Raw genomic sequence first — 6,487 nt, 5'->3', positions numbered from 1 at the left:
AGACAACGATTAATAATGCTTTCATCGGACTTTATACAGAAAATAGTGGTACTATCACAATGGCGGGTGGAACTGTAACCGCAACAAACATGGCATTGCTTGCAAAAAGCGGTGGACATATTAAGCTCACAGATGTTGCTCTAACAACAATGGATGGCAACGGATACGGAGCAGCTACCACTGATCCTGAAAGCTTGATTGAATTGGATGGAAAGACAACGATTAATAATGCTTTCATCGGACTTTATACAGAAAATAGTGGTACTATCACAATGGCGGGTGGAACTGTAGCCGCAACAAACATGGCATTGCTTGCAAAAAGCGGTGGACATATTAAGCTCACAGATGTTGCTCTAACAACGATGTATGGTAACGGATACGGAGCAGCTACCTCCGATCCTGAAAGCTTGATTGAATTGGATGGAAAGACAACGATTAATAATGCTTTCATCGGGCTCAATGCAGAAAACAGTGGTACTATCACAATGGCGGGTGGAACTGTAGCCGCAACAAACATGGCATTGCTTGCAAAAAGCGGGGGACATATTAAGCTCACAGATGTTGCTCTAACAACGATGTATGGCAACGGATACGGAGCAGCTACCTCCGATCCTGAAAGCTTGATTGAATTGGATGGAAAGACAACGATTAATAATATTTTCATCGGGCTCAATGCAGAAAACAGTGGTGCAATCACAATGACGGGAGGAGCTGTAACCGCAACAAACGTGGCAGTGCTTGCAAAAAGCGGTGGGCATATTAAAGTCACAGATGTTGCTTTAACAACAACAAATGGTAACTATGGTGCTGCTGCAACCGATCCTGAAAGCTTGATTGAATTATATGGAAAGACAACAATTAATAATGCTGTAACCGGACTTGATGCAGAAAATAGTGGCACAATTATAATGACTGGTGGAACAGTAACTGCGAAAACCATGGCATTGTTTGCAATGAACGGTGGACATATTAAGGTCACAGACGTTGCTCTAACAACGATGGATGGCAACGGATACGGTGCAGCTGCCAGCAATCCTTACAGCTTAATTGAATTGCATGGAAATACAGCGATTAGCAATACTTTCATCGGACTTTATGCAGAAAACGGTGGCACAATTAAAATGAATGGAGGGACCGTAGCAGCAAAAGGATCAGCATTTGTTTTAAAAAATAGCGGATATATTGATGTAACAAATGTTTCTGCAACAGCAGAAAACAGTGGCATAACATTTGATAAATCCGAGGACGATAATGCCTTAGAAATCAACTTGACAAATACAAAGATTCGCACTGAAAATAGTATTGGAATTAACGCAGACCAATCAATCGGTATAGCCAATCTCAAAAATTCAGAAATCAGTGCCGATATTTTATTAGCAGCAAAAGCTTCAACTAAAGAAAATAATTTTGCTTTTACATTAAATGCTAATCACTCCGTATTAAAGGGAAGAGCAAAAATTGCAGAAAACAGAACTGTACGCTTTGATTTGACAAACAAGACAACATGGATATTGAAAACCAGTACAAAAGAAACCGATGATGACGGAAAACTGCTTGCTATTGCTCAAAGGTCACGTTCTGATATTTCTGTGCTCAATCTAAATGATAGTTCTATTGTTTTTAATGGACCGGTAGAAGATCATTATCATACATTGCATATAGGATCTGGAATACCGAACATTCTAGCAGTCTATAATGCCTCTGGTGAGGCAGAAATTCATTTCAACGCTATATGGAGTGATGGTGTTGCAATAGATGCACAAAAAACCGATAGGCTTCTCATTCACGGTGATGTAGCAGGCACCACAACAGTTTATGTCAAAAGTGTTTCAGGGGATAAAGAGAGTGTAGAAAATGCCTCTGATCCTTCAAATATAGGTGGACTTTCACTTATTCAAGTTTCTGGAGAAGCAAAAGAAGACTCCTTTAAATTGAAAAATGGCTATACCACCATAGGAGGAACTCCTTATAAATATACGCTGACTGCCTATGGACCAGTCTCAAGCTATGGCAAAGCCAATGCTAACCAAAACTTATTCGATGAAAAGGATAAAGATTTCTGGGATTTCCGTTTGCAGCCTGAATTTTTTGACCCCGATTCAAAAGTAAGAGCAGTTGTACCACAAATGGCAAGCTATTTGGTTATGCCAAATGCCCTCTTTTATACTGGATTGGCCGATATGGCCAAGCAAAATGCACTTTTAGCCAATATGAGAACAACAGTCTTGGGAGAGCAGAAAAATCTAAAAAACAGTTTCTTCCTCTCTACCTATGGGGGTACAGGAACCTTATCCTCGAAACGCGGTCCCCTTAAATATGGTTATGGTGCTGATATTCGCTACGCTGCTATACAAGGTGGGGTTGCATTGACTACGTTAGAAGGGCACAGCACTACTACACATCTTGGTCTTTTAGGTACCTATGGGCAGCTGTCTTTCACTCCAAAAGAGATGCAGGATGCAAGTAAAAGCACCCTAGATAAATGGTCTCTCACTGCCTATGGTAGTGTACAACATGACAGTGGTTTCTATATCGATACGCTTTTATCCTATGGGATAATAAAGGGCGATATCACCAATGCTATCATTGGTAAAACCGCGAAATTGAACAATGTAAAAATGTTGAGTATTTCCACCACCGTTGGCAAACAATTTTCTACCGGAATGGAAGGTTTAACCTTCGAGCCCCAAATACAACTTGCTTATCAACATTTGATGTTTGATACCATTGAAGATGCTGATAATTTAAAAATTGATATGAACAATCCTTCTCAATGGTTGATCCGTGTTGGTGGACGTTTAACCAAAACCATTATGACCACTGAAAATGGTCCTGCCATTTCCTTCTATGGAAAAGCAAACTTGATCAAAACCTTTGGTGATGATGGTACCATCCAGATTGGCAGAGATTTTGACCTTGATCCCATGGGAACAGCAATTGAGGGCGGCGTTGGCATCAATGCACAACTGTCTCACAATTTCTCTCTTTACGGTGATGTAAGCTATCGACAAAAGCTTCAGAAAACTGGTATAAGTGGTGCAAGCTTTTCAGGTGGCATACGCTATCAGTTTTAAATCAAGGCTGTAAAAATAGCCTATTCATTCTATTCAATTTAACAAAAAGGGCAGCACAATATGCTGCCTTTTTTGTACATTAAAGTCATCCTTTTTCCTTTTAAAGCACCCTTCCCTCTTTATACTTAATACTTAGTTCTTTACGAAAATCCCCAAGACAAGACACAACAAACGCAACAGAGCACTTCCATCCCCAGTGGATGAAGAGTACTTCCTACTTTGAAAAAAAGAGAAGTCTATCAGAAATAAATTAATACCACTGTGTTGAAAGATGAAAACCCACTTTAAGCCCAAGTAAGTTAGCTTTTTTACTAGCTTCTTCTACATCCTTTTTTGTTCCCTCATAATCCCAATTTGCGTCATATAATAATCCCTACCATCACGTAAAAGATGTCATGGTACCACTATATCAGTATCTCAGAATATTTCTCTGAATAATAATATTCAAAATTATAATTCTTTAAATAAAATCAATTATAAATACATTTTGTATTAGACATAATTAATATCAATTATTTTTTAATTTTGACAAAAAACCAAAAATGTCTTACCAAATAAAGACAATTACTGAAATTAATAACAATTATCCATTTTCACTTCTTCTTATGAAGTTCGCGGGGAAATGAATATTTGGGGGCTATCATAAGGAGAATACTAGTGTATAAAACATCCCTTTTATCATGCACGGCTGCAGCCGCTATCATCCTATTCAATATCCAGTTCAGTGCACATGCTGAAACCCTCGTAGTTTCTGAGGGAAAACAACAAGAAGTATCCGATAAAACCTACGAAACTATTCACGCAAAAGACGGTGGCAAAATCATTGGAAAACATTTAACCATTGTTACGAATAAAGATATAAACCAAGGCACAAACCAAACCGTCTATGCTGTAACAGCAGAAGGTGCTAACAGTGCGATTGAGTTACTGGATGGCACAACCATTAAAGGCACTGGTTCTGGTATTTTCTTAGGACTTGAAGCTAAAGACGGTGCTACACTTCAAATGACTAAGGGAACAATTACATATTCTGGAATGGGTGCCTCCTCATCTGGCATTTTATCTAGCACTGGTGCTTCCTTTTCTGACAGTAAGAGTAAAAAAAACAAGCTGGAAGACGTGGTAATATCGAGTGAAAACGATAACAGTTCACTATCCTTAGGAATAAGTGCTAAAAACAGCACAGTAACCTTGAACAATGTAACCGTTACTCAAGCACTAACAGGCATATTTGCAGAGGATCACTCAACAATAACAATCTCTGGAGGATCACTCGATGGGGAAACTGATGGGGTATATGCTGGAAACGGCAGCACCATTACTTTAAACAACAATGTTACAGTCGCATCATCTAAGGGTAATGCACTCCATGCAGATGGTATAGAATCCAAGATCACAATGAAAGGAGGGACTGTCATAGGAGGAAATTTGAATGGACATGAAGGCGCATTACTTACAGAAAATGGTGGACGTATTGAAATTACGGATGTTACTCTAACAACCGATAACTTCGGAAACGGTGCAAATGCCCATGGCTTTGGAAGCATAATTGAATTAAAAGGCAAAACAAGCATTGAAAAAGTTAGAAACGGACTGAGAGCAGAAAAAGGTGGTAAAATCACCAGCGAAGATTTAACAATAACTGCTTATGAAAACCAAGAATACGGCACTTCTGGTATAATAGCCATTGATCCCAATAGTGAAATTCAATTAAAGGGGCATACAACCTTTGAAAAAGTTTCGTACGGTCTTGGAGCCTATAATGGTGGTAAAATTACCAGCGGAGATTTAACAATAGTCGGTGGTAAAGCAATTAATGACAACCCCAATGAAGCACGATCTGGTGTATGGACAGCGGGCTCTGGGAGTGAAATTCAGTTAACGGGTAAAACAACCATTCAAAATTTTGATGAAGGTCTTTATGCAGAGGATGGAAGTAAAATCATTACCGGAGATTTAACAATAACCGGTAGTGAGTCCGAAGAACCAACCGTTGGTGTAAGTACTTGGGAGGCCGATAGTATAGTTGAATTAAATGGCAAAACAACTATTCAAAACGTTGGTATTGGTCTCGCTACTGGTGAAGATGGCACAATTAAGATGGTTAATGGCGCTATTGATACTAATTCTAAAGGTCTAGATACCCAATCCGACACTCCTCAGAATGGGAAGAAAAATAAAATAGAAGCAAAAATGGCTGCGCTGGTTGTAATAAATGGCGGACATATTGATCTGACAGATGTTTCTGCCACAGCAGAAGTTGCCGGTTTACAATTCGCAACTTTCTCCGATGATAATCCAAATGGCTCGCATGATCCACAAAAATATCATAGTAATGAGATCAATCTGACCAATGCAGAGCTTCATGCTGAAAATGGCACAGGAATGTTCATTGGAGCTGTTGTTGAAAAAAGCATCGAAGATGCTACAGCTCCATCAATCGGCACAGTTAATCTTAAAAAATCAGAAGTCCATGCCGATGTTTTACTAGGAAATGGTATTGCTTGGGACAAAGCGTCATGGAAAGATAAAGATTTGTGGGATGATAAAGAGGTTAAAGCGATCTCCAACGGCACCTTCACATTAAGCGCAGATCAGTCTATTCTAGAGGGCAGAGCAAATATTGCTAAAGACAGAAATGTGCACTTTGATCTGAAAAACAATACAAAATGGACGTTGAAAATCAGCAAAAATGAAAAAGATGATGATGGCAATCTCCTTGATATCGCTCAAAGATCTCGTTCTGATATTTCCACGCTTAATCTCGATAACAGCTCCATTATCTTTAATGGACCAACAGAAGATCATTACCAAACATTGCATATAGGTTCTGGTAAACCAGACACGCAAGAAGTCTACAATGCAACGGGTGATGCAAAGATTTACTTCAACACGGCTTGGAGTGATGGTGCTGCAATAAATGACCAAAAAACCGATAGGCTTTTGATCCATGGGGATGTCTCTGGCAACACATCAGTTTATGTCACGGGGCGCTTAGAAGAGAACAATATCGAAGCAAATACCTCTGCTGCTGCCAATGTCCGGGGTCTTTCACTTATTCAAGTTTCTGGAAAAGCAGAGGAAAACTCTTTCAAACTGGTAAATGGCTATACCACAAGAGGTGGCTTACCAGATATGTATACACTACGTGCCTATGGACCAGACTCAAGCCAAGGCAACGCCGATATTGCACAAAACCTCTTTGATGAAAAGAATGAAAATTTCTGGGATTTCCGTTTGCAACCCGAACTGCTTGGCTCCAATTCTGGTTCAAATCCTGATCCTGAAACAAATATCCCTACCGTTGCACCTGTACCACAAACAGCAAGCTATTTGGTCATGCCAAATGCTCTCTTCTATAGTGGATTAACCGATATGGCTAAACAAAACGCACTCTTAGCCAATATCAGAAC

General features: G+C 39.5%; 2 protein-coding genes. Both read left to right on the top strand.

Translation table 11 applies throughout. From position 1 onward, the window contains the following. A partial coding sequence (locus ACFIK0_RS08570) for an autotransporter outer membrane beta-barrel domain-containing protein (RefSeq protein WP_404977324.1) occupies window positions 1-3,074 on the top strand: 3,074 nt, incomplete at its 5' end. Window positions 3,075-3,731: 657 nt separating this feature from the next. Continuing rightward, window positions 3,732-6,487: autotransporter outer membrane beta-barrel domain-containing protein (locus ACFIK0_RS08565; protein WP_375663821.1), on the top strand; the 2,756-nt coding region annotated here is incomplete at its 3' end.

It is taken from the genome of Bartonella sp. CL63NXGY (genome assembly GCF_042194905.1).
Lineage (GTDB): Bacteria > Pseudomonadota > Alphaproteobacteria > Rhizobiales > Rhizobiaceae > Bartonella.
The sequence above is the reverse complement of the archived record's forward strand: the minus strand, read 5'-3'. Positions and strand labels throughout refer to the sequence as shown.